Source organism: Aneurinibacillus sp. Ricciae_BoGa-3 (assembly GCF_028421645.1).
Classification (GTDB): Bacteria; Bacillota; Bacilli; order Aneurinibacillales; family Aneurinibacillaceae; genus Aneurinibacillus_B.
The window spans coordinates 80,001-102,500 of the sequence record NZ_CP116887.1 but is presented as its reverse complement, the minus strand read 5'-3'; the positions used below and the strand labels follow the sequence as shown (position 1 = coordinate 102,500).

The window sequence follows — 22,500 nt, the reverse complement described above, 5'->3', positions numbered from 1 at the left end:
ATTACACTAAGGATCGGATCGATAAACATCCAGCCCGTTAGTTGGATAATAAGTCCACCAAGTAAAATTCCTAGATAGGAGAATACGTCTCCCAGAAAATGAATTAGAGAGCTTTTTACATTAATATTGTCTTCACCCTGCTTGAGGACCACCACAATTAAGAAAGTGCCCAGGGCCCCGATTCCAGCCAGCCACATCATGCCAGCCGAGTGTACAGAATCAGGATGAAACAACCTCAGCACAGCACGATAACAAATAAACAGTGATATGACGATCAAAGCCAGCCCGTTAATTAAAGCGGCCAGGCTGCCAAAACGATGGTAGCCATACGTGTGTTTTTCATCCGCAGGTTTCATGGTCTGCCGCACCGCATACCAGCTTAGCAGCAGCGCAAGCAAATCACTCAGCAAATGCCACGCGTCGGACATGATGGCCAAACTGTTGGTAAGGTACCCTCCTACTAACTGGCAGCAAAACATTAAACCAGTAATTAGCGCAGCGAAGCGCAGGCGGTTTTCGTTTTGTTTTTCCGAAGAACGTTCAACCCCTGACACTAAAATCCACTCCTCTTCTATGACTTCTCCAACGTTATAATCCCATTTCATTTTCTCACAGTAAAAAGGAGTAAACAAGAGAAATAAAGAGGTATATAAAGATAATCGATATCAATTAGCTATAACGATTTCTTTAAGAACTTATTTTTGTTTGTTCCGGTTTTTCCGCATTTTTGCCATCCACCATTTCACGAATTTCTTGCATTTCCTGGTACATTTTTTTAATGGTTTCAAACTGTTCCATAATAGCCTTGTGATCCTGCTTGGCCCTTTCCTCTGATTTTTTGCCTAGAAGAGCTGTTCCAACAGCCAGAAGTGGAAGCGTCACTAGCTGAATCACGTTTGACCAGTACATCAGTTTATCCATTTGTTTTGGAAAAACGAGGGGCAGCAAGGAATATAAAAGAAACACGTAGAACGCCCACATTGTTCCTAACGCAAGAGTAGCATGCTTCGCCACGAACTCATTAAATCGTTTAATCATACTCTGCACCTTCTTTTATTAGTAGACTATTATCCTCTTACCCACAGGCTGACCGACAGGAACAAACAACGATACGATTGCCTCCAACTTTATAGATTAGAAATGAATTCCTTCATCTTTCATGGCTGATGCTGTTGTGTGAAATGGATGCTATTCCTTTTCAGAAAGCAAAATAAAACGGCCCGTCTATTACAGACCAGCCGTGTTTTTCGCTTACCTTGTTTTTTTACGATACTCTGTGTACAGGCTCAACACTAAAGTCGCCACAACCAGGATAAGAAAAAGCCAGGATGCCTCTTCCGGGCTAACGCCGTTCGTCATCAATACTTTCGTCAATACCATTGACAAAACTAAACCAATGCCCATCCACCAGTCATCAACTATTAAACCAATTACGGTTTGTGCAGCTGATTTCATTCCCATTCACCTACCCTGCAATTTTAGAAGCAGCGCCCATTTTCTTCATTTTTTTATAACGTGAGATAACCAGCACACTTAAGGCTGATACAACTAAGAGACAGGCTATGATCGTTAAAATCGATACGTCCTGATGCCACCAGCGGAGATTAACCCCTCACCAACCCAAAACACACCAAATCCACTGAGCATCAAACCCACGATAAATTTCATTGTATTTTCCGGGATTTTGGTTAGTGGTTTACGAAGTAAGATGCCGGCCAAAACAACCGCAGCCAACCCAATTATGCTGCCAAATATGGCGGAAGATAAAGAATGGGCAGCCAGGCCAAACGTTAACACGATAAAGACCGCCTCCAACCCCTCCAGAAATACGCCATTAAAAGAAGTGGCGAATCCCATCCAATCCATTTTGCTGGACCTGCCCCCGTGGCACGCTGGTGATCCAGCTCCTTCTGATAAGCTTCAGCTTCAGATGCAGCGCCTTTAATCCCGAGTAGCGCAGAATAGCTTTACGCAGCCACCGCATGCCAAACATCATCATGAGAATGCCAATAATCAGCTGAAACAGACCGACATTAACCAGCCGCATTAGTGGAGTGCCAAAGGCGGAAACCAGAACAGCCAAAACTATGAGAGCCAGACCCATTCCTGCGAGAGAGCTTTTCCATCCTTTAACCACTCCAACAGCCAGTACAATCGTGAGCGCCTCAATAAACTCTACGGCTGTTCCAAGAAAACTGGCCGCCATCACATAAATATTCATATCCGCCCAAACTCCCTCCTTTTTCTTCAGCGTATCAAACTAAAATGCGCGGCATTTCTCATTCGGAAACAGTAAATGAACCCGTTGGCCCCGCTCGAATTTAGCCGCATGCAGCACTTCAACCGGCTCGGAATAACCAGGGATATCGATAAAATAGCGGTACCGGTTGCCCTGATACGTGCGAAGCGAAACGATCCCGGTATAATTCTGGGAGTCGTCTTTCCCTGCACCGCCATCCAGCGATAGCTGGATATCATCCGGGCGGATAAACCAAGCAGGCTTGACTTGGCCATCCCGTATCATAATATTGGCGGGCCCCATAAATTTCGCAACATATTCGGAAACGGGCTGCTGGTACAACTCCTCAGGGGTTCCAAACTGCTCGCATCGCCCTTCTTTCATAATGGCGATTTGATCAGCCACACTGAGGGCTTCCTCTTTAGCCCCCTAGTGAAGTTGGACACTATGAGTGGTTCTTTATTATACTTATAGTGACAGAGGGGGAATACAACCATGACGAGAAAAAAGTATTCACTAGATTTTAAGAAACAAGTGGTGAAAGAAGTAAAGGAAACGGGCAGTATTACGGCGGTTGCTCGCCGCTATGAACTATCCGTGAACATGGTCGGACGCTGGAAAAAGGAAATCGAAACAGGGAAATACGGAGATGTGGATTTCGCTACCTTGCCATCTCTCGATGCCGAGACGTTGTCCCAGGAAAATGATCAGCTTAAACGACTGCTTGGTGAAAAAGATTTAGAGCTGGCCATTTTGCGTGATTTAATAAAAAAAGAAAAACCCTCACTTGCTGAGAAGCTTGAAGTAGCTGAACACTACATACTACAAGGCTATCCGAAACGGTTAGTTCTACGTTTTGCCCAGATTCCACGCTCAACCTACTACTATCATAAGAAACAGGAAGGGCAGCCAGTGGAGCCAGTGAAAAGTGAGGGACGTGAAGCACCGGGCTATTCCGTTCAACAGGACGGAACGAAAGTTTCAGATGAACAAATCAAAGAATGGTTAATGGAAGCTGTTGCAGGCGATGGTTTTGCCTACGGGTATCGTAAGCTTACCGTGCTTTTACGCCGTCAATATGAGCTTATTATTAACAAGAAAAAAGTATATCGCCTATGTAAGGAGCTCGATATTTTAAGACCCCAGCGGAAAAAGAAAACCATTTATCCGCGAAAACTAGCTCGAAATCGAGTGATCACGGATTCCAATCAACTGTTTGAAACGGACATTAAATACGGCTATATTGAAGGAGAAGACCGCTTTTTCTTCATACAATCCGTGCTGGACATCTATGACCGCTCGGTCATTGCGTACCATATGGGACTTGCATGCGAAGCGAAAGACGTGGTACGAACGCTTCAACAAGCGTTGTTAAAACGGCAGCTGTTTGACAAAGACAACAAGCCTGCGATTCGTTCTGACAATGGGCCACAGTTTATTTCCCATGCATTTGAGGCGGCCTGCGAATCATTTGGGGTTATACATGAGAGAATTCCACCCAGAACACCAAATATGAACGCACATATTGAGTCTTTTCACCGGATTTTAGAAGATAACTGTTTGTCCCGTCACGAATTTCAAAGCTATAAACAGGCCTACGAAACAGTTGTTGACTTCATGACCTTCTATAACGAGAGACGGATTCATTCAAGCATAAAAGACTTGGCACCGAATGAGTTTTACAGATTGAACCAGGAATGGTCGATTAAAATTAAAGAAATACGTGTGTAATCAAGTAATTCTACGTAAAAGAGAGATTAAGAGTGTATGTGTCCAAAGTTCGGGGGTTAATCCGCTTCCATTTGGTCATGCGTCACATAGACGACGGTCATATCCAGCTGCTTAAAGATTCGCACCAACTCAAAACGCATTTCTTCACGCAATCCGGCCATCACTGACAAATAAACAACGGGAAACAGGCGAAAGGCCATGGCCGCGATCAGACCGGCGGGCGTAAAGAACCAGTCTAACGACCCGTCTTTAAGCGAAAACAATCCACTTAGAATGCCTTTCTGCTGCATCATTAAAACCCATCCCTCAGCCACAAGGTAGGAAGGCGTAAAAAAGATAATCCACACGACTAAGTTGATAAAACGCTGCCCATAAACCCACTTTCGGTGGACAAGCACAGCAAGAAATGTCCCAATTACTGCAGACAGCACCGAAGCACCTCCGCCAAATAGCAGCGCATCAACAATCGCTTTATAGGTGTAGCTTGTTTTCAAAACTTTTGCAAATGACGAGAAAGATAGAACTGAAAACCCTGTATCAAAAAGCTGCGGGAACATACTTTGCAGCAGAATGGATGCAAATGGGTAAACGATCAAACCCAGCAGCAGGAGTATGCTGGGCCAGATTAAAACCAGCTTCTGAACCCGGGCTTTTCCTCCCTTATTTCTGAACAATGTTCTCAGTGAACCACTGTTTGATCTCATTCTCGTGCTTTGCGCTGTAAGACGCATCTAATTCATTCCACTTAATTCCGCTCGGACGAATGCCAGCTTTCCCGGGTGCACCCTTAACAATCGACTCATAGTTATTATCCCCATCACTACCCGCAGCAAGAATTTTTTGCCCCTCCTGGCTTAAAGCGAAGTTAACAAATTCTTTCGCGACTTCTGCATGAGGCGCTTTACTATCAATTGCAATGTTGCTGCTGAGCGTGGTCACACCAGAAGCGGGATACACAATCTTAATCGGCGCACCACTCTTCATTTTGGCAATTAGAGCGGAATCCTGTGCCAGCGCATATTTCACGTTGCCTTGTATGAGGTCTGTAATCGTTGGCCCGTTTGAGTCAAACATGAATAACCTTACTTTTGCCCAAATAAAACTGTAAAGGCCCCGCATTAAAGCATTCTTTCGCATGTACGTTATGGTGTACGATAGTAAGGTAGTCAATACTCATTCTATTTTATGGGAGGGTTCTCAATGATTAGAAGCTTGCAGGACACCACAACATTACATAATGGCATTAAGATGCCGAAATTTGGTTTAGGCGTATGGCAAGTAAAAGATGGCGATGAAGTGGTTAATTCTGTTAAGTATGCCATTAAAGCAGGTTATAAAAGCATTGATACGGCCGCCATCTATAAAAATGAAGATGGAGTCGGCAAAGCAATTAAAGAAGCGGGCGTTCCAAGGGAAGAATTGTTTATCACAACAAAAGTATGGAATGCAGACCAGGGTTATGACTCTACACTAGCGGCATACGAATCAAGTATAAAACTGCTGGATGTTGACTATGTTGATCTTTATCTCATTCATTGGCCAGTGGCCGGTAAATACAAAGATACATGGAAAGCACTCGAGAAATTGTACAACGATGGAAAAGTGCGCGCCATCGGGGTAAGTAACTTCCACCAGCACCATTTGGAGGATCTGCTTGCTAATGCAGAGATAGCACCAATGGTGAATCAAATTGAACTTCATCCCTTGTTGAGCCAAGTAGAATTAAGAACCTTCTGTGAATCAAAAGGAATCAAAGTAGAAGCCTGGTCACCATTGGGAAGCGGAAAGTTACTTGATAACCCTGTTATTAAAGAAGTGGCTGACAAATACAATAAGACGGTTGCACAGGTTATTTTGCGGTGGGATCTTCAGCACGATATTATTACCATTCCTAAATCAACCAAGGAGCATCGTATCATAGAGAATGCAGCCATTTTCGATTTTGAATTATCCGCTGATGATATGGCTATAATTGACGGATTAAATAAAAATGAGCGTACAGGTTCAGACCCCGACAACTTTAATTTTTAACGAACCGCGAACCCCTAGCCGTCTACGTCTTCTGCGGCACCGACATGAGGATCCTCGTTTATATAACTGAGGATCTTTTTTTGATGTACAAAATCATTGACATAAATTAATCATATTTGACACGCCCCGCAGCCCAAATCAATCCATTGGATGAGTATAAGCAAAATTCCCTCGACCGGTTTATTCGCTCTGCGGAGCTGATCGCCGACTTTGTGGCAGAGGCTTCGACATCTATCGAAGATGCTTTTAAAATAATGCATGCTGTACGGCGCAGGGACACCGTTTGGACCATAGTTTTTTCACAAACGAAACCTTTACGCAATTATTTAAATGGAAGATAACGGGCGAGATGATCGACTTCTACACTGAGTATCCAGAACAGTGAAAATATCCAAAAGCGAATTGCTCTAGTACGGGGCTATGTTTTATTTGGTGATCAGGATTACAAAAAACGTTTCCTACAAACTACGGAAGAGAGTAAAGCCTATCAAGAAAAACTATTGGCTTTAAGCTCTTCTCAAGAAGCCAAAGATCCATGCTGAACAAACGAGTAAAGCAACCCAGCAAATTGCAGCAACCATGCAGGAAATAGCAGTTGGTACAGACAAAGAGGCTCAAAGTGCCGAACAGACCTCTCAAACCGTTAAGGAAATGTCTATCGGCGTCACTTCTTCCGCTCCTTCTTTATCTAAAATGGCAGAAGAATTACAAATGCTTATCGGCAAGTTTAAAATCTAAAAATTTACCATCAAGTTGGTAAAAGCCGGATTTCCTGATTTACAGGAATCCGGCTTACTTTTTGTTAGCTGGCTAATTCCACTTACAGTTACTGAGTGAATCCGCCCTGCATCATAGACCCGCCAAATCCAGCTTGTTGCATGCTATTTTGGATGGCTTGTTGTTGAATGTCGCTTGCAATCTGTTGTCTTACCTGCTGGCCATTTGTTCCAGCAAATCCAGGCTGCAATAAAGCTTGCGGGCCTGCAAAGCCACCTTGCATCATGGAACTAGAACCACCGAAGCCGCCTTGCATCATAGAACCACCAAATCCAGCTTGTTGTTGAATATCGCGCGTAATATCTTGTCTTACACGCTGTGCATCTGTTCCGGCAAATCCAGGTTGCAGAAGGGCTTGCGGTCCAACAGATCCACCTTGCATCATAGATCCGCCGAAGCCGCCCTGCATCATAGAACCACCGAAACCAGCCTGTTGCATGCTATTTTGTTGTGCCTGTTGTTGAATATCGCGCGTAATATCTTGTCTTACACGCTGTGCATCTGTTCCGGCAAATCCAGGTTGCAGAAGGGCTTGCGGTCCAACGAATCCACCTTGCATCATGGTCGGCTGCATCATGGATCCGCTGACGCCTGACATCGTAGAACCACCAAATCCACCCTGCATTCCGCCATAACCAGCTTGTTGCATGCTATTTTGTTGCGCCTGCTGTTGAATATCGCGCATAATATCCTGTCTTACACGCTGTGCGTCTGTTCCGGAAAATCCAGGTTGGAAAAGAGCTTGTGGTCCAACGGATCCACCTTGCATCATTGACCCGGAAGCACCAAAACCGCCTTGCATCATAGAACCGCCAAATCCACCCTGCATTCCGCCATAACCAGCTTGTTGCATGCTATTTTGTTGCGCCTGCTGTTGAATATCGCGCATAATATCCTGTCTTACACGCTGTGCGTCTGTTCCGGAAAATCCAGGTTGGAAAAGAGCTTGTGGTCCAACGGATCCACCTTGCATCATCGACCCGGAAGCACCAAAACCTCCTTGCATCATAGAACCGCCAAATCCACCCTGCATTCCGCCATAACCAGCTTGTTGCATACTGCTTTGTTGCGCCTGCTGTTGAATGTCTCGTGTGATCTCTTGTCTCACGCGCTGTGCATCCGTTCCGGCAAATCCAGGTTGGAAAAGAGCCTGCGGTCCAACATATCCACCTTGCATCATCGACCCAGAACCTGCAAAGCTGCCAGCTTGCAGACTAGGCTGAGCAAATTGCTGTGATTGCTGAAATGACTGTGCTGCTGGGAAATTCTGTTGTGGCATTTTGTTTCCTCCTTGTATTGTTATAAAAATACAGGATTAGAATGCCCACGATATTTCCTTGTTATACACCATCATTTTGAATACCTATACTAAAACTTAGTAAATTGCACGCAGCATGGTCACAAAAGGCGAAAACATTTGAAACGGTTAAGTTCGAGCGCATTAAGATTGAGCTCTGAGGACACAATATTTTTTGTTGGGCGGTCAGCTGTGGCATTCCTCTACTCAACCAAGCGGAAAAAACCGTTTGGTTGAGCTACTAGCTGCACTAACCCTTCAATAAAAACTGATTGCCATCTTCATCTTTAAATTGTACAAATGTACCCCATTGCATGGTATTTGGCTCCCCTAAAAACTCAACGCCCTTGGATTTTAGTTTCTCATATGTACCCGTTATGTCTTCGCATTCAAAAACAATGGATGGTTTCATATTTTCCCAACCCTGCATTATGGACCTTGGATAAATAACCAAATGAGACTGTGCGTCTTTTGGCGCGACTTCCAGCCAGTATGCATTGGGGCCCATCGGATACTCCGCCTTTACTTCAAATTCCATTTTGTTTGTCCAAAAATCTTTTGCCTTCTGTTGATCTTCAACATAAACGGCAACGGTTGCGATTCTGTTAATCATATTATGCCTCCTTCAATTGTCTTACTTCGGTAGTTTATCAAGAATCAAGCTGTTCCTCTTGTAAAAAACGGCATGTCTACTCCATTATACGAAAATTTTCAACGATGTAATCGTAACATGTTCATTAAAATCATGAACAGCCCAAATCTCTCCGATACAAATAACCCCGCAGCCACACGGACCGCGGGGTTATACATAAATAGATTAGATGCCAGAAGGCCGCCGCTCTCTTATTTGATGAAAAATGCCTGTGCCAGCGTTACAGCCCCCGTTATCACAAGGAGGACCATGCTGTATTTCATCGTAAAGCGGAACAGTTCACCCTCTCTGCCAGCAAGCCCAACCGCACCTGTGGCAACAGCTATAGATTGCGGGGAAATCATTTTTGCCATCACACCGCCAGCCGTATTGGCTGCGACAAGGATAAGCGGCAACACGCTGATTTGTTCAGCGGTAACGAACTGCAGGTTGCCAAATAAAGCATTGTTCGATACAACCGAGCCGGTTAGGAACACGCCAATCCAGCCCAAAGCCGGGGAGAGGAATGGAAACAGGCGGGCTGTGGATGCGAGAGCGAGCCCCAATGTAGAAGACAAGCCAGAGTAGTTCGCTACAAATGCAAACCCAAGTACCATCATGATAGTCACAATAGGCTTTGTCAGTTCCTGTACCGTTTCTTTTAACGTGGCCCAACCTGTCCGCATATCCACATGCAGAATCAACATCGAAAGCACCGCGGCTATGACAATCGCTGTACCAGTTGCTGAGAGAAAATCCAGCTTCAACACAGCCGCATACGGTGTCGGTTCACTGACGATGGGCTGTGCCTTGATCACCTGGTTATGCAAGCCAGGTATGTTGATATTAATGATTGTGGATTGTAAAGCTCCCCCTTTGTCAAAGAGCGACTTAAATAGTTTTGAACTCCAGACCGTTACCATTACAGTTAACATAATAAATGGAGACCACGCTTTAAGCACTTTCGCAACGGTTAATCGTTCTGCAGCGGAATCCGCCTTGTTAACGGTGCTCTTCCCTTTTGGCTGCCATAGACTAACGAACAGGGCAAGCGCAATCATGCTTACAATCGACGAAATAATATCGGGCAGTTCAGGCCCCATAAAGGTCACCGTGAAATATTGGGCAGCCGCGTAGGTGATGGCCGAAACGAAAGCGGCAGGCCACACTTCACGCAGGCCCTTCCATCCGTCCATTATCGCTACCAGCAAAAAAGGCACAACGAACGAAATGACGGGCAGCTGCGTTCCAAGAAACTTGCTAATCGCCAGCGGGCTAATTCCGCTTACCTGCCCGGCAACAATAATCGGGATACCCATGGCGCCAAATGCGCCAGAAGCGGTATTGGCAATTAAGCATAGGCCGGCAGCTTTGAGTGGGTTGAAACCCAGGCCAACCAGCAGGGCCGCTGTAATGGCGATTGGCGCGCCAAATCCGGCAGCACCCTCCAGAAAAGCATTAAAGGAGAAGGCCACAAGCAGCATCTGCAGGCGCGGATCATCGGTAATCGAAACAATAGAGCGGCGTATGATGTCAAACTGGCCGCTTTTTACCGACAGCTTATAGAGAAATACGGCGGCCACTACAATATAGCTGATCGGCCATAATCCATAGGCAAATCCATATCCGGCTGCGCTGGCTGCCATAGGGGCCGGCATATGATAGAAGAAGATTGCGATGAGAGCCGAGATTGCAACAGTCATCGTTGCAGCCACATAGCCTTTCATTTTAAAGAGCGTAAGGGCAAGGAAAAAAAATACAATAGGTAGTGCCGCGATAATAGCTGATAACCAAATATCTCCAAGAGTGTCATATGTTTGTGTCCAGTTCATGGCCTTTCACCCCAATTATTGAAAATTAAAAGTAAGGCTGCATTGCCTGTTTTAACACGTTAGCTGAATGCTGCAGCTTTGCAGCCTCGTCCTCTGCCAATTCAAGCTCAACAATTTCCCGGATACCGTTCCGGTTAATAATGGCTGGAACCCCGATGTAAATGTCTTGCAGCCCGTAGTAGCCGTTAAGAAGCGTCGAGACCGTAAGAACGGAATTCTCATCGCCTAAAATTGCCTTCGTTAAGCGGACAAGCCCCATTGCAATGCCGTAGTAGGTGGCCCCTTTACGATTGATGATCTGGTAAGCGGCATCGCGTACGTTGATGAACAATCGATCCAGCTCCTGCGGCATCTCCGGCTTGTTTTTGATGCATTTCTGAATGGGCCGGCTTCCTATGCTTGTATGGCTCCACACCGGCAGCTCCGTGTCCCCGTGTTCTCCGATGATATACGCGTGAACATTTCGAGGATCAATGGAGAAGTATTGGCCGAGCAGGTAGCGAAAACGTGCCGTGTCAAGAATGGTGCCGGAACCGATGACACGCTCGGAAGGAAGACCCGAAAATTTCCACGTTGCATACGAGAGGATATCAACAGGATTCGTAGCAACCAGGAAGATGCCATCGAACCCGCTGGCCATGACCTCCCCTACAATGCTCTTAAAAATTTTTATGTTTTTATCAATTAAGTCTAACCGCGTCTCACCCGGAGCCTGGTTAGCCCCGGCCGTAATGACGACAATGTCCGCATCATGGCAATCTTGGTATGTGCCCGCCCAGATTTTCATGGCCGAACTAAATGGCAGCCCGTGATTTAAATCACTTGCTTCACCTTGGGCCTTTTCTTTATTCACATCTATTAATACGAGTTCATTCACAACACCCTGATTAAGCAGAGAGAACGCATAACTTGAACCTACAAATCCTGTTCCGATAAGCGCTACTTTCGTTGTGCTGCGCAGTTGTATCATGATAAGATCCCTCCAAGACTTCTTGTGATTTATTTCACAAACATAGTATAACATCTACTCCGAAGGCATTATGTGACCTTTTTCACATGATAAGGCTTGCAAAAATGTCCGTTTAGACAAATTTTGTTTATACTTGACTATAGCAGTGATGATATTAGCATGGAGAGGGGAAAATTTGATGAGTCAACTGGCAAAAACGCCGAAACCGCCTTATTATGCGGTTGTTTTTACCTCCGAAAGAACAGCCTGGGACAACGGGTATGGAGAAATGGCAGAGAAGATGGTTGAATTAGCCTCCCAGCAGCCTGGGTTCTTAGGTGTGGAAAGCGCTCGTGAGAATGGCCTGGGCATAACGGTTTCGTATTGGGAGTCATTGGAGGCCATTAAAAACTGGAAGGAAAATGAACTGCATCAGATCGCTCAGACGAAGGGGAAAGAGCAATGGTATCAGCGATATACAACGAGGGTGTGTAAGGTTGAGAGGGACTACACTTTTCGAGGTAGACTGCTAATCAGTTGTTTGGGCAAGCAAATCTTGATAAAAAGAAAAGGGGCTGCCTCACTTTCTAGGGCAGCCTCTGTAGAATCTCATTTTATTTTGTTTTCCATTAGGGCGGCAATGATTCCTCTTTTTCCGGTTTTGTTATATTAGCTTTGCTTTTGATACGCAGCATGTAATACAGATAGCAGGCTGCCATGAATGGGATGCCGCAATAAAGGCCCCTCCCAACCAATAAATCCAGCCGACTGTAAATCCGGTTGCAGGCCCAATGAATTTAGCGGAGTATTCCTGGAAGGTACCAATGATGGCTTCACGAATATTCCCTCTCTATGAATCAGATAGCATCGATTAATGCAAATAAATTATGCACCGGGTGCAAAATCAATCATATTCCGCAAAAATAAATGGCACTTTAACATAAGTCATGCGGAAATTTGAAAACCCGAACAACAGACGTTTAGAAAACATCCAATGTTCGGGTTCTAGTTTGAGTGACCCTATCCCTTGTATTACGGCTGTTTTGACAGCAAAAAATCTAAATTATGTTGAAGATGCAATCTCATATGATGTTCAGCAGCTTCCCCGTCCTTCATCATAATCGATTCATAAATCTTCTCGTGCTCCTCACACAGGCATGGCCGTGCTCCCACCTGGTGCCTAAATAATAAAATCAGAGATTTCATCTGAGAGATGATATTGAGCATATAATTGTTGTGGCTTGCCTGCATAATGGTATCATGAAAAAGTGTATTCGCTTTCATAATTTCCTCAGGCAAGCCGTTTCGCGACTGTGAAATACAGTCAATCAGCAGCAAACGTTGTGAGTCGGACATCTCAACTGCCGCATGTTTGGCGGCATGGCCTTCGACTAGCATCCTCACCTCGTAAATATCTTTCATGTCTTCTTTTGTGGGCTGCACCACTCTTTTGCCTTGGATAAGTCCCTCCTGTTGCAACCGCCGAAGAGATTCACGGATAGGTGTACGGCTGACCCCTAAGGACGAGGCAAGTTTTTCCTCCACCAGATTTTGCCCAGGCGGGATTTCTCCTTTTATAATCATGCTTCGGATTACTTCATACGCTTGATTGTACACATGGTCTGTCTTTTTGATACGTTCCATCATCCCACCCCATTAACTAGCGTAACTTTCTTATCATAAGCATTTTTTTAAATAAATGATAGACTTTATTTTGTATTCAGTATACATTAAAGTTTATAAAGAGTTAAACTCTTATGTAACACCAATTTATCCATCAAAGTGTATACAGAATACAGAATACGAATTAAAAAGCAAATGGGGGAGTTTTGATGTCTAACTATGAAATCGCTGTCATCCCTGGGGACGGTATTGGGAAAGAAGTAATGGACTTTGGTGTACAGGCCCTGCATCTTGCTGCAGAGATTCACGGCGGGTTTTCCTTCAAATTCGAACAGTTTCCCTGGAGCTGTGAATACTATCAGCAGCACGGCACAATGATGCCGGAAAACGGAATTGAGATTTTAAAAGGTTTTGATGCCATTTTCCTGGGCGCGGTTGGACTGCCGGAACAGGTACCTGATCATATCTCCCTGTGGGGGCTTTTAATCGCGATTCGCCGGGAAATGCACCAGTATATCAATTTGCGTCCAGTCAAGCAAATAAGAGGTGTTACCTCCCCACTGGCATCGCCAAACGGGTTTGATATCGTCGTTGTTCGCGAAAATTCAGAGGGCGAATATTCTCCAATCGGTGGAAGAGCGGGATATGGAGCGAACGAAATCGCCATCCAAAATGCCGTCTTTACACGGGCCGGGGTTGAACGAGCGGTTCGCTATGCTTTTGAAATAGCAAAGAAGAGAGAAAAAAAATTTGTAACGAGTGCCACCAAATCGAACGGGATCATCCACTCCATGCCTTTTTGGGATGAGGTGTTTAATCAAGTGGGGCAGGACTATCGTGAAATCGTCCAACAATCGACACACATTGATGCCCTCTCCGCTTTTTTTGTCACAAAACCGCATACATTAGATGTGGTTGTCGCATCCAATCTGTTCGGCGATATTTTAACAGATTTAGGTGCCGCCATTATGGGCTCGATTGGGATCGCTCCTTCCGCTAACATTAATCCGGATAGAAAGTACCCTTCTATGTTCGAACCTGTTCACGGTTCAGCGCCCGATATCTATGGAAAACAAATCGCCAATCCCATTGGGCAAATGTGGTCAGCTAAAATGATGCTTGATTTCTATGGCTATCAAGAAGTGGGACAACTGCTATTGGATGCAATTGAAGATACATTGGAAGCAGGTATCGCTACACCTGATCTGCGCGGTACAGGTACAACCGCGGAAGTTGGCCAGGCAATATTACAAAACTTCAAAGCAAAGGGGAAATAATCCATGCAATCTTCTAACGCTCCTAAATTAGAGACCCCCCAGTTGGCCCCTGCTGTTCAGGGGGCCGGCAGCCGCTATTCCACATTATTTGGATCCTGGGCGGCCTGGCTGTTTGACTCGCTGGACGCTACGATATTCGGGTTTGTCATGATGGCGATCGCTGCTACCTTTTCGGTGGGGTTAAAAGACGTCGTCTCCACCGTTGCCTGGTTTTTGCTGGCCACTGGAGTAGGCGGGTATTTCCTGGGCGGCATTTCTGACCGAATCGGGAGAAAGAAAACCATTGCTTTAGCCGTCTTTATCTATGCTACCGGCACGCTGTTGTGCGGGTATGCCACAAGTGTTGGACAATTGAATATTTACCGTTTTGTCGTTGGGGTAGCAGTAGGAGGGTTATGGTCAGCAGCCGCCTCTCTCATATCTGAAATATGGAAGCCGGAAGGCAGAGCCAAAGCCATTTCGATTATGCAGACTGGCTGGTCGGGAGGAAACTTGTTGGCTGCTATCTTTGCATGGACATTGCTGGATCATCAGAACCCTGAATCCTGGCGCCACTTGTTTCTTTACGCAAGTATTCCAGCGTATGCGACTTTAGTATATGTTCTCGTATTCGTCAAAGAATCGCCAGTCTGGTTAGCGAACCGGGAATACATCCAGCAGCAGGCGAAAAAAGCGAACCTGTTTGAAATCTTTAAACCCCAATATCTAAAAAGCACCTTGTTGGCCCTGCTGATATCAATTTTAGGCATGTATGGTTACTGGATTATCACAACATTCGCTCCTTCTTATCTTGTAAAAATACTAAACGTAAAAATTGACCAGGCACCAGTATTTCTTATTTGGTCTGGTATTGGCGCTATGGTTGGATACCTTGCATACGGATATTTAGCGGAAAAAGTAGGCCGCAGGATTTCTTTCTGTATCTTCTTTGTAGGCATGGCCTTAATGGTCCCAATCTTCACATACACGTCAAGTCATATGCCATTAACAAATGGGGTGCTGCAATTTACTGCCAGCAACGTCGCAACATTAGGCATCATATCCGCCTTTTTAGGCTTCTTTACAGGGTATTTCAGCGGGTTCGGAGCCTGGTATTCTGAACTATTCCCGACGAGTATCCGGTCAACGGCATCCGGTTTCTGTTTTAACTTCGGACGTGTAGGGGCGATTGTTGGAATCAAAATGGTGCCTGTGCTTATTCCGGTGCTTGGGTTTTCAATGACCATGTCTCTTGCCTCTGTTTCCTATGTATTGGCGGCCATAATGGTATTTACACTTCGGGAGACAAAGGGAACCGAATTGACCAGCGGCAATTGACATTAATTTCAGATTTGTATACAGTATACAAAAAAGAATTAATAAGGAGAGAGCCAGCATGAATAAACGAATTGGATTAATCGTCCCGAGTTCAAACACGACCATGGAAACAGAAATACCTATGATGCTTCAGTGGCGCATGAAAGAGATTCCGGAAGATACCTTTACGTTCCATTCCAGCCGGATGAGAATGATGCATGTTACAAAAGAAGAACTAAAAAAGATGGATGTAGAAAGTGACCGCTGTGCCGTGGAACTTTCCGATGCCCGGTGTGACGTCCTTGCTTATGCATGTCTCGTTGCAATTATGTGCCAGGGACCAGGGTATCACATGGAATCCGAACAACGGCTATTTAACGCGACAAAGCAAAACGGTGCGCCTACTCCTATTATCAGCAGTGCCGGTGCGCTGGTAGATGGAATTAAAACCATCGGAGCAAAAAAAGTGGCAATCATTACGCCGTATATGAAACCGCTAACTAAGCAGGTTATTGACTATATTGAATCTAGCGAAATAGAGGTAACAGATTCTATCAGCCTGGAAATTGCGGATAACCTAGAGGTTGGACGCCAGGACCCGCTTCGTTTAGTAGAAATCGTGAAAAATTTAGATACCAGCGAGGCAGATGCGGTTGTGTTATCAGCCTGCGTTCAAATGCCTTCTCTCCAGGCTATTCAAAAGGTGGAAGATGCAATTGGCAAGCCTGTGCTGTCCGCGGCGGTTGCCACCGTGTATAAAATTCTTCAATCTCTTGATCTCAAACCTGTTGTTCCAAACGCAGGCCATCTGTTATCTGGCAAACTGTAAAGGAAGCAAACCAAAAAGCGACTTTCTGGCAAGTCACAGAAAGTCGCTTTTTTTAATGGTAGTAGCTAAACTAAATAAAAATGGTTGAGGAGGTTATCCATTTGTCACTGAAAGGAAAATGCGTAGTCGTCGTCGGTGGTACTTCTGGCATTGGATTCGCCACTGCCAGGGCATTTCTCAATGAATCCGCTCAGGTCATTATCGCCAGCCGTTCGGCTTCCCTTTGTTAGAACGGCTTACTCTTATGCGACATTAATTCTTTGTTTGCTATCCTACGCGCCTTCGGAATTTCAATTAATGCCTTATAAGCTTGTTCGATACCTTGTTTTAGAAATGAACTGTCCATGCCATATGTAAAGTAATGAACCCCATGTTCCTTCCAGCGGTTAATGAAATCTGGGTGAGGCGCATGCATCCCGACCGGCTTCCCTTTTTCTTTTACTTTGTAAATGAGCTCCTTTATTGTGCGAACCACCACCGGGTGATCGAGTTTTCCCGGCAGTCCAAGCGCCTGGGATAAATCAAAAGGACCGATGTAAAAGAGATCAATGCCTTGCACTTCTATGATTTCATCAATATTTTGAATGGCTTGCTCCGTTTCAATTTGGATAATCGTAGTGACCCGTCTATTTTCATTTTCGATAAATTCATCGATGGCTAGCTCACCATACCCATCCGCCGCACACGATCCGCCAAGGCCACGTTTACCCAGCGGGGCATATTTGGAGTACTCCACGATGGCCCTTGCTTCTTCAGCCGTCTGAATCTGCGGAACCATAACGCCGTCTATTCCTAAGTCAAGCACTTTCGAGATAAAGGCAGCGTGCTGCGAAGCTATCCTAAGTACAGTGGGAATGCCCTGGCTTGTATAAATAGGCACGATCGTCCGTAAATCGGCTATATCTATCGCACCGTGCTCCATATCAATGCTGACAAAATCTATGGCAGTTAACGAAATAATTTCAGCAACCATGGAAGAAGGAATCCGCTGCCAGATGCCTACAGCATCCACGTTATTTATGATTTTATCTTTGAGCATAGTAGTTCGCCCCTTTCATCCTGAGCTTACTGGCCGCTTAGTCCAACACCGTAACAAGCGTCCCGATTTTCTCAATGGATACGGCAATTTCATCCCCGGACTTTAACCATTGCTGCTGGGACTCTGGATACCCTAGAATAACGCCATCCGGGGTGCCTGAGAATATCACATCTCCCGGCTTAAGCGTCATATAACGTGAAATGTAACTAACAATCGTTGCACAGTCAAAAATCATATCTTTTGTATTGGCAGATTGGCGCAACTCGCCGTTAACCTTGCATTTTATTTCTAACTGGCCCGGATCACCAATTTCGTCTGCTGTGACAAGATATGGACCTATTGGGGCAAATCCATCACAGTTCTTGCCTAACAACCACTGTCCGGTTCTAAATTGAAGATCACGTGCGGATAAGTCATTTCCAGTTGTATAACCAAACACGTAGTCGAGTGCCTCTTCCTCAGTAACATTACTCGCTGTTTTACCGATTACAATGGCTAACTCCGCTTCATAGTCAAATTTTTCAGCATCCGCAGGAAGGGATACGATCTGCTTATGGCCGGTTAACGCATTATTGAACTTGCTGAAGAGGATCGGGGATGTAGGAATATCCATTTTGGATTCTTCTGCATGGTTGATGTAATTGAGGCCCACACAAATAATTTTTTCCGGCGTCTGCACACATGGTCCAAACTCGATGGTATCCGGTTCTATAAATAAACCAGGGTTACCGCTTGAAACCATCTGATCAACGGCACGCTCGAAATTTTCAATGCCTTCTTTTCCACTCTCTATAAGGTCATCAATTGTGCTAGGAAAGACCTGGTCCCATTCACTGGCCGCCTTTTGAATATCGATAACCCCATTCTCTCTCAGAACTCCTAAAGTAAGTTGATCACCTTTTTTAATATGAAGTAATTTCATAATTTTTTCTCCCTTCCTATTTTGGAGACTCGCTGACCTGCGAATAGGGACAGCGAGCCGCGTTTATTTTTCAAATGCACAGAGGATGTTTAGTGTGGTGCGTTAAACATTTGCTTTTTCAGGGTGCAGCGGGTTGCCTGTAAGCTCTGCAATTAATGCGGGGTCAAGACCGGCTTCCTCAGCAAAGCTTTGAAGCTCCTGTGCCACCGTTTGTGGCAGTATGATGCCTTCCGTCAGGTTTGTTTCTTTGTTATTCGCTTCGATTTCTCCCGGCAAATAGATGGCAGCTGCCCCCGGAGCCAGCGGGGTATTCTTCATGTATTGAATATACCGGTCAACGGAAGCTTTGAACAGCTTGGGATCCATAAAGGCATCCACCCGTATGGCCATGAAAAAGTGGCTAATATCATTCGGATTATCAAAGTCGCGGTACATCGAGTGAATGTCTGTGCCTACTGCCCCGTTGCTCAATAGAGCAGAGAGAATATCCACAAGAATTGCTAATCCATAGCCTTTAGGCCCCCCTACCGGGAACAAGAATCCACCTTGCACAACATCATCCGGGTTCGTTGTTGGCTGCCCCATGTGATCGACGGCCCAACCTTCCGGTATAGCCTGCCCTTTGCTTTTAGCCGCCAGAATTTTTCCAAGTGGTACCACGCTTGTCGCCATATCTACAATAATCGGCTTTTCCTTATCAGATGGAATCGCCATGGCGATCGGATTGTTGCCGACTTTAGCTGCAGCTCCACCCGGTGGCGGCATTAAAGGTTCTACGTTACTGACGACAAAGCCGATCATATCTTTCTCCAAGACCTGTGAAGCCCAGTATGCGGCAGCGCCAAAATGGTTGCTGTGGCGAACCGAAACAGCTGACAGGTTAGAATTTTCCGCCTTTTTTATGAGCAATTCAACAGCCCGTTGGGAAACAACCTGCCCAATCCCGTATCCTCCATCCAGAACTACCGTACTATCCGTTTCATGCACAATCTTTACTTCGGCATTCTTCGCAATAACCCCTCTACCCATCCGCTGTAAATAAATCGACATTCGGATTACGCCGTGGCTGCTTACCCCTCGCAAATCCGCATCGACTAATGATTCAGCTACAATATCAGCATCTTTGTCAGGGACACCGGCCTTTCGCAAAATGTCAGAGCAAATCTCTGTAAGCGATTTCGAATTTATTCGATAAAAAGTACTCATTAAGATACAACCTCCGTTTTCGTATGTTCTGCCTGGCGGTGCGGGTTGTCGTTCTTCAGGAATAAAGCATAGATCAGCATGGCGATTCCGCCGATGATGCCGGCAATGACCAGCGCTGAAACGAAACTGTGCATGCGATCAGCCAGAAAACCAGTGAGTATAGGGGCAAACCACCCGGCAATGTTTCCGGTAAAGTTTTGCATGCCCGCTAGTGTACCTTCTGTTCCTGCCGGGGCGATATCCGCCACGATTGCCCATGATGATCCATTCGCAAACATCATGCCACCCATTGAAAGAGAGATAAACCCGATAGCGAGGGGAGCGCTTTCAACAAAAGCCGCAGGTATAATAAATAAGGAGAACAGCATGCCTGTTGTCATAATCGTTTTCCGGGCACTTACCGGGTTCCATCCTTTCTTCACTAATCTATCCGAGAGGTATCCGCCAAACAGCGCACCCGCAGATGCTGCCACCCAGGGAAGAATAGAATTAAAGCCTGCTTTGATTAATGTCATATGTTTTTCCACAACAAGATAAGTGGGAAGCCAGGTTAACATTAAGTAGAGCAAGTAATCCTGTGCAAATAAACCGTATAGAATACACCACACATTCCTGTACTTTAACAATTCATACCAGCGGACATTCGATTTTTGGACGTCTTTCGTTTGAGCCTGCCCAGTAAGGATGTAATCCAATTCCTCTTTGTTGACGACAGCGCTTTCAGCAGGACGGTTACGAAACATGGAAACCCAGAATAAAACCCAAATAATGCCTAGCGCTCCTGTGATAAGGAAGGATACACGCCAGCCAAATGTTTGAACAATCCAGGCTACCGCCGGTGTCGTGAGACCAGCACCAACCGCAATGCCTGTCGTAAATAAACCATTGGCAAAACCGCGCTCATGAGTGGGAAGCCAATCCGAAATGACGCGTGTGTTCGTTGGAAAAGCCGGCGATTCTCCGATTCCCATTAGCGCTCTGATTCCAATAAGTGCGCCAAGGGAACGGCCTACTGCGGTTAAAGCGCCAAACACAGACCACCAGATAATCGCGACAGCGTATGTTACGCGTGCCCCTAATTTATCTACAATGGCGCCTACAGGAATTTGCATTAACGTATACGTCCAGAAAAATGCAGAGCCTAATATTCCAAACTCAACCTTTGAAAACGATAAATCTTTCATAATAGAAGGACCTGCTACGCCAAGATTGGAGCGATCCAGGTAATTGATAGACGTGGCAAGAAAAATCAAAATCACAACGCCCCATCTTTTGTTCGTTTTCTTCATAACCCACCTCTTCATTAATAGATAATGGATGGCCTATCCCCGGTTAAGTGATTGTGATACATGGGTAGCTGCGAGATAGCCTTGCTTATGCTTCATTCTGCTTGGTATATAACTCAGTAAAAATTGATTTTGTCTGCTCTAAATGCTGAATCATGGCCTCTCCAGCTGTACCGTCCTTTAATCCCGCCAGAATTCTCTTATGCTCTGTTATAACTTCATCTCTTCTTGTTTCACGATGCAGCACCCGAACGCCAATCCGTCGAATTAAATCTGAAGTTTGTTCAAAAACATTTATGATTTGTTTGTTATGCGTTAGCTGATAGATTACCCGGTGAAACTCTGTATCCAAATCCATAAATACAAGATCATCCTGTTCGAGCAGGCTCTTTTTCATAGATGAAACGAGGCGCTCTAGTTCGCTTATATTTTCGGCATCCATATTCGTTAAAACTTTATTTATGATAGAGGTTTCGAGGATGATGCGAAGCTCAAAAACATGTTCGATATCTTCCAGCGTTATCGGTTTTATGTAATTTCCCTTATAGGGGATACTATACATCCACCCCTCTGCTTCTAAACTTTGAATGGCTTCCCGAAATGGTGTTCTACTAATTTTAAATTGCTCCATTGCCCTTCTTTCTGTAATCACTTCATTATCTTTTAGAATGCCTCGAATGATCGCCTCCTTTAAAATTTCATAGGCCTGGATTTTTAATGGTTTGGGTGACGCTAAATATAAATCCACCTGGTGCCCTCCATCCTTAACAGCTGATATATTCTCTGTAATATATAATATATGATATAAAATATTCTGTAAATAAGAAATTGAATTTTAAATTAGAACAAAAAATAAGAAGAAGGCTTTTCTCCCTAGCTTTATTACTCTAACCAATTTATTAACTTTAACTAAACAACCGAGGAATACCCTAGGAATGAATTTTGGATAATTCAGATGCTTGTCACTGTCTCAACGGAAAGGAGGAGCAGCTTCAATCATTTGTAATGGATCCTGGCATAAAAATAGCCCCTGCTTTTAGCAGAGGCCCCTATCTCATACGGTTTGCACCTTCAAAACTGAATTGGAAGAAACGATGCGTTAGGAATTCCTTAAAATTTGGGTTAAGCCCTCGACCGATTAGTATTCGTCAGCTCCATGCGTTGCCGCACTTCTACCCCGAACCTATCTACCTCATCATCTATAAGGGGTCTTACCAGCTTATGCTGTGGGAAATCTCATCTTGAGGGGGGCTTCACGCTTAGATGCTTTCAGCGCTTATCCCGGCCGCACATAGCTACCCAGCGATGCTCCTGGCGGAACAACTGGTGCACCAGCGGTGCGTCCATCCCGGTCCTCTCGTACTAAGGACAGCTCCTCTCAAATTTCCTGCGCCCACGACAGATAGGGACCGAACTGTCTCACGACGTTCTGAACCCAGCTCGCGTACCGCTTTAATGGGCGAACAGCCCAACCCTTGGGACCTACTTCAGCCCCAGGATGCGATGAGCCGACATCGAGGTGCCAAACCTCCCCG

Annotated in this window: 25 protein-coding genes, 1 rRNA gene and 2 pseudogenes (2 of these 28 running past the window's edge); 8 read left to right on the top strand and 20 right to left on the bottom strand. The window is 45.2% G+C overall.

From position 1 onward, the window contains the following. The 6 genes from PP175_RS00495 to PP175_RS00470 form a co-directional block, all read right to left on the bottom strand. On the bottom strand, positions 1 to 554 hold the 5' portion of the coding sequence (locus PP175_RS00495) for a cation diffusion facilitator family transporter (protein WP_272440990.1). The gene continues 358 nt to the left of window position 1, outside the view; only the first 554 of its 912 coding nucleotides appear in the window; it begins with the start codon at positions 552 to 554; the stop codon falls past the left edge of the window. A gap of 133 nt (positions 555 to 687) precedes the next feature. Further along, entirely contained in the window at positions 688 to 1,038 is a 351-nt protein-coding gene (locus tag PP175_RS00490) for a hypothetical protein (protein WP_272440989.1), read from the bottom strand. Between the two features lie 213 nt (positions 1,039 to 1,251). Continuing rightward, positions 1,252 to 1,455 (bottom strand): hypothetical protein, encoded by a 204-nt coding sequence (locus PP175_RS00485; protein WP_272440988.1) that lies wholly within the window; start codon positions 1,453 to 1,455, stop codon positions 1,252 to 1,254. Positions 1,456 to 1,569: 114 nt separating this feature from the next. Further along, a complete protein-coding gene (locus PP175_RS00480) occupies positions 1,570 to 1,866 on the bottom strand; it encodes a hypothetical protein (protein WP_272440987.1) in 297 nt (98 codons plus the stop codon). After that, the gene (locus PP175_RS00475) at positions 1,835 to 2,221 is read right to left on the bottom strand and encodes a hypothetical protein (protein ID WP_272440986.1); all 387 of its coding nucleotides are present in this window, start codon (positions 2,219 to 2,221) and stop codon (positions 1,835 to 1,837) included. The genes PP175_RS00480 and PP175_RS00475 overlap by 32 nt, the downstream gene beginning before the upstream one ends. Before the next feature lie 39 nt (positions 2,222 to 2,260). Continuing rightward, positions 2,261 to 2,644, bottom strand: coding sequence for a TOBE domain-containing protein (locus PP175_RS00470; RefSeq protein ID WP_272440985.1), 384 nt, complete (start codon positions 2,642 to 2,644; stop codon positions 2,261 to 2,263). A gap of 90 nt (positions 2,645 to 2,734) precedes the next feature. Here PP175_RS00470 and PP175_RS00465 point away from each other — a divergent pair, with 90 nt between their 5' ends. Continuing rightward, positions 2,735 to 3,970 carry an IS3 family transposase gene (locus PP175_RS00465; RefSeq protein ID WP_272440984.1) on the top strand — a complete coding sequence of 412 codons (1,236 nt, stop codon included), beginning with the start codon at positions 2,735 to 2,737 and terminating at the stop codon, positions 3,968 to 3,970. Between the two features lie 56 nt (positions 3,971 to 4,026). Here the strand turns inward: PP175_RS00465 and PP175_RS00460 are convergent, their stop codons facing one another. Together PP175_RS00460 and PP175_RS00455 are read right to left on the bottom strand one after the other, a co-directional pair. Then, entirely contained in the window at positions 4,027 to 4,644 is a 618-nt protein-coding gene (locus PP175_RS00460) for an ABC transporter permease family protein (RefSeq protein ID WP_272440983.1), read from the bottom strand. Then, positions 4,631 to 5,089: an ABC transporter substrate-binding protein gene (locus PP175_RS00455; protein WP_442870409.1), complete on the bottom strand. Its 459-nt coding sequence runs from the start codon at positions 5,087 to 5,089 to the stop codon at positions 4,631 to 4,633. The genes PP175_RS00460 and PP175_RS00455 overlap by 14 nt, the downstream gene beginning before the upstream one ends. Before the next feature lie 84 nt (positions 5,090 to 5,173). On the opposite strand from PP175_RS00455, the gene PP175_RS00450 reads away from it, so the two are divergent. Further along, a complete protein-coding gene (locus PP175_RS00450; protein ID WP_272443139.1) occupies positions 5,174 to 6,001 on the top strand; it encodes an aldo/keto reductase in 828 nt (275 codons plus the stop codon). A 579-nt stretch (positions 6,002 to 6,580) separates the two neighbouring features. After that, the gene (locus PP175_RS00445; protein WP_272440980.1) at positions 6,581 to 6,739 is read left to right on the top strand and encodes a hypothetical protein; all 159 of its coding nucleotides are present in this window, start codon (positions 6,581 to 6,583) and stop codon (positions 6,737 to 6,739) included. An 88-nt stretch (positions 6,740 to 6,827) separates the two neighbouring features. Here PP175_RS00445 and PP175_RS00440 read toward each other — a convergent pair whose 3' ends face one another. The 4 genes from PP175_RS00440 to PP175_RS00425 form a co-directional block, all read right to left on the bottom strand. Further along, positions 6,828 to 8,057 (bottom strand): hypothetical protein, encoded by a 1,230-nt coding sequence (locus PP175_RS00440; protein ID WP_272440979.1) that lies wholly within the window; start codon positions 8,055 to 8,057, stop codon positions 6,828 to 6,830. Between the two features lie 268 nt (positions 8,058 to 8,325). After that, positions 8,326 to 8,688 carry a VOC family protein gene (locus PP175_RS00435; protein ID WP_272440978.1) on the bottom strand — a complete coding sequence of 121 codons (363 nt, stop codon included), beginning with the start codon at positions 8,686 to 8,688 and terminating at the stop codon, positions 8,326 to 8,328. A 230-nt stretch (positions 8,689 to 8,918) separates the two neighbouring features. Beyond that, entirely contained in the window at positions 8,919 to 10,538 is a 1,620-nt protein-coding gene (locus tag PP175_RS00430; RefSeq protein WP_272440977.1) for a lactate permease LctP family transporter, read from the bottom strand. A gap of 25 nt (positions 10,539 to 10,563) precedes the next feature. Then, complete coding sequence (locus tag PP175_RS00425) at positions 10,564 to 11,508, bottom strand: L-lactate dehydrogenase (RefSeq protein ID WP_272440976.1); 945 nt, start codon at positions 11,506 to 11,508, stop codon at positions 10,564 to 10,566. Between the two features lie 178 nt (positions 11,509 to 11,686). Here PP175_RS00425 and PP175_RS00420 point away from each other — a divergent pair. Then, positions 11,687 to 12,004 (top strand): annotated as a pseudogene (locus PP175_RS00420) (antibiotic biosynthesis monooxygenase family protein); the annotation flags it as partial. A gap of 222 nt (positions 12,005 to 12,226) precedes the next feature. On the opposite strand, the pseudogene PP175_RS00415 reads toward PP175_RS00420, so the two are convergent. Together PP175_RS00415 and PP175_RS00410 are read right to left on the bottom strand one after the other, a co-directional pair. Further along, positions 12,227 to 12,316, bottom strand: a pseudogene (locus PP175_RS00415) (hypothetical protein); the annotation flags it as partial. Positions 12,317 to 12,519: 203 nt separating this feature from the next. After that, positions 12,520 to 13,134, bottom strand: coding sequence for a GntR family transcriptional regulator (locus PP175_RS00410; RefSeq protein WP_272440975.1), 615 nt, complete (start codon positions 13,132 to 13,134; stop codon positions 12,520 to 12,522). 185 nt (positions 13,135 to 13,319) lie between these two features. Here PP175_RS00410 and PP175_RS00405 point away from each other — a divergent pair, with 185 nt between their 5' ends. From PP175_RS00405 to PP175_RS00390, 4 genes are all read left to right on the top strand, one after another. Further along, a complete protein-coding gene (locus PP175_RS00405) occupies positions 13,320 to 14,387 on the top strand; it encodes a tartrate dehydrogenase (protein ID WP_272440974.1) in 1,068 nt (355 codons plus the stop codon). Positions 14,388 to 14,390: 3 nt separating this feature from the next. Then, positions 14,391 to 15,704 carry an MFS transporter gene (locus tag PP175_RS00400; protein ID WP_272440973.1) on the top strand — a complete coding sequence of 438 codons (1,314 nt, stop codon included), beginning with the start codon at positions 14,391 to 14,393 and terminating at the stop codon, positions 15,702 to 15,704. A 58-nt stretch (positions 15,705 to 15,762) separates the two neighbouring features. After that, the gene (locus PP175_RS00395) at positions 15,763 to 16,512 is read left to right on the top strand and encodes a maleate cis-trans isomerase family protein (protein WP_272440972.1); all 750 of its coding nucleotides are present in this window, start codon (positions 15,763 to 15,765) and stop codon (positions 16,510 to 16,512) included. A 101-nt stretch (positions 16,513 to 16,613) separates the two neighbouring features. After that, positions 16,614 to 16,742, top strand: coding sequence for an SDR family NAD(P)-dependent oxidoreductase (locus PP175_RS00390; RefSeq protein WP_442870408.1), 129 nt, complete (start codon positions 16,614 to 16,616; stop codon positions 16,740 to 16,742). Here PP175_RS00390 and PP175_RS00385 read toward each other — a convergent pair. The 6 genes from PP175_RS00385 to PP175_RS00360 form a co-directional block, all read right to left on the bottom strand. Continuing rightward, on the bottom strand, positions 16,739 to 17,551 hold the full coding sequence (locus PP175_RS00385) for an HpcH/HpaI aldolase family protein (protein WP_272440971.1): 813 nt from the start codon (positions 17,549 to 17,551) through the stop codon (positions 16,739 to 16,741). The genes PP175_RS00390 and PP175_RS00385 overlap by 4 nt on opposite strands. Before the next feature lie 37 nt (positions 17,552 to 17,588). Next, complete coding sequence (locus tag PP175_RS00380) at positions 17,589 to 18,473, bottom strand: fumarylacetoacetate hydrolase family protein (RefSeq protein WP_272440970.1); 885 nt, start codon at positions 18,471 to 18,473, stop codon at positions 17,589 to 17,591. A gap of 102 nt (positions 18,474 to 18,575) precedes the next feature. Continuing rightward, positions 18,576 to 19,679 (bottom strand): Ldh family oxidoreductase, encoded by a 1,104-nt coding sequence (locus PP175_RS00375; protein ID WP_272440969.1) that lies wholly within the window; start codon positions 19,677 to 19,679, stop codon positions 18,576 to 18,578. Further along, complete coding sequence (locus PP175_RS00370; RefSeq protein ID WP_272440968.1) at positions 19,679 to 20,968, bottom strand: MFS transporter; 1,290 nt, start codon at positions 20,966 to 20,968, stop codon at positions 19,679 to 19,681. The genes PP175_RS00375 and PP175_RS00370 overlap by 1 nt, the downstream gene beginning before the upstream one ends. An 85-nt stretch (positions 20,969 to 21,053) precedes the next feature. Next, positions 21,054 to 21,713, bottom strand: a complete 660-nt coding sequence (locus tag PP175_RS00365) for a GntR family transcriptional regulator (RefSeq protein ID WP_272440967.1) — start codon at positions 21,711 to 21,713, stop codon at positions 21,054 to 21,056. 370 nt (positions 21,714 to 22,083) lie between these two features. Continuing rightward, positions 22,084 to 22,500 (bottom strand): 23S ribosomal RNA (locus PP175_RS00360); it runs 2,522 nt beyond the window's last position.